Origin of the sequence: Candidatus Viridilinea mediisalina, from assembly GCF_002532535.1 — a bacterium.
Classification (GTDB): Bacteria; Chloroflexota; Chloroflexia; order Chloroflexales; family Chloroflexaceae; genus Viridilinea; species Viridilinea mediisalina.
In genome coordinates this window covers 1-2,036 of record NZ_NQWI01000251.1, presented here as the reverse complement: position 1 = coordinate 2,036, position 2,036 = coordinate 1, and the positions used below count along the sequence as shown (strand labels likewise).

The 2,036-nt window shown below is 57.8% G+C and carries 1 protein-coding gene; it reads left to right on the top strand.

Annotated elements, in window-relative coordinates:
- Window positions 1-387 precede the first annotated feature (387 nt).
- A partial coding sequence (locus CJ255_RS21790) for a reprolysin-like metallopeptidase (RefSeq protein WP_097646173.1) occupies window positions 388-2,036 on the top strand: 1,649 nt, incomplete at its 3' end.

Genomic DNA, 2,036 nt, shown 5'->3' with positions numbered 1-2,036 from the left:
CAGCTAACTAGAGTATAGCGAATCTATTCGTGTTTGCAAAGCTCCTATAGTCTTGGTAGCGCGAAGAAGCCCTGGGCCAAACTTAGGTGCGCGGGCCGGAGGCCCGCGCATCCAGGAGCAGTCTGAACAGTTACCCTGCCGATCTGCAAGCTTCTTTGCGCCTTATCCCAACGCTAAACGGCTACGGAATAACATGAGCAATATGGTAAGACCTTGATGCTATGATTATGTGAGGGATGGGCAGTTTTACCGTTTGCGAAGACGCGAAGACGCGAAGATGCGAAGACGCGAAGACGCGAAGACGCGAAGACGCGAAGACGCGAAGACCTCGCATTCTGCAGCCCTATTTCCTATTTCCTCCTTCCTGTACCCTTCTGAAAGGCTACCATGAACACACTGCTACGCTTCACTATCTACACGCTCGCGTTGGTCTGTTTGAGCCTGATGGCCCTTGGCTTGCCGGTACGCTCACAGGATGGCGCGTTGCCCGCTGCTGAGTCGCGTTTCTGGCGTGAGGCGGCGGGGGTTGGGCTGGCGGCTGAAGCGCCCGCCGCTGCGCCGCTGCGCTACCGTTCGCTTGTGGCGGTTGAGGAGCAGTTGGATGCGGTGCTAGCCTTGGCACCCCACGAGCATAGTGATGATGCGTGGACGCGGGCGGTGCTACTTGATCTGCCGTTGCCTGAGGGGGGCATGGCCAGCTTTGCTTTTGTCAATAGTCCGGTGATGGCCCCTGAGTTGGCGGCACGTTACCCCGAGCTGCAAACCTATCTGGGGCGGCAGCAGGATGATCCCGCTGTGCTGGCCCGTTTGACCCGTAGCCCCGCTGGGTACCACGCGCTGGTGTTGCAGCATAACGATAGCTTCTTTGTCGCTCCCTATGCCCAGGCGGATCGGGGTGTCCATCTGGTCTATGCGAACAACGCGGCTACCAGGGGAACGCTGGAGCGCGATCCGCCCCTGCGGCCCGCTACGCTTGCGCTGCCGCTTGCACAGCCACGGGGTGCCTATGGGGGCGATCTGCGGGTCTTCCGCTTGGCCGCCTCGGCTACGGGTGAATTTACGCAGGCGAGTGGCGGCACGAAGGAGACTGCTCTGGCTACGATTGTACAGGTACTCAATGCCGTCAATGCGATCTATGAGCGCGATCTTTCGGTGCGTTTAGAACTGATTGCAAATACTGATGAGCTTATCTATACCAATCCTGCTACCGATCCGTTTCCTCCTAATAGATCAGACATGACTGAAGCCAATCAGCAGACAGTAGACGCCGTGATTGGCTCAGCCAACTATGATCTTGGCCATCTCTTTTCAAGCACGGCGGGAGGGTTTGCGATGCTCAACTCCGCCTGCAAGGATGGGATCAAAGCGCGCAGCACGAGTGGCACCGGCCCGACGATCCTTATGGATATGATCGTGGGCACAGTTGCTCACGAATTGGGGCATCAGTTTGGGGCCAACCATAGTTTCAATAGTGTGGCCGGTTTCTGCCAGTATGGCCGTGAAGCGGCATCCGCCTATGAGCCGGGTAGTGGCTCGACGATTATGTCCTACGCGGGTATCTGTGATGCAGAGAATTTGCAGGATCAAGAGGATTTGGTCTTCCATATCCATAACCTGATCGAGATGAGTTCCTATCTGCAAGAAGACGTAGATAGCTGTGGGCTTACGCTCGCACGGGGCAATCGTCCGCCGCTGGTGAGTGCTGGCCCTAACTCTACGATCCCGGCCAATACCCCCTTTGAGCTGATTGGTACGGCCAGCGATCCCGATGGCGATAGCTTGAGCTTTAGTTGGGAGCAGTATGATCTGGGTGCGGCTTCGCCGCCCTTGAGCGACGATGGTAGCCGTCCGCTGTTCCGCAGCTTCATGCCGGGGCCGAGTCCGGCGCGGACCTTCCCCCAGGTGGCCGATATTCTGAGTGGTCAGGAGACGATTGGTGAGACGCTGCCCACTACCAATCGGCAGCTCAATTTCCGCTTTGTGGTGCGTGATAACCACCCTGGCGCGGGGGCTTTTGCCTATGACACCACGACCTT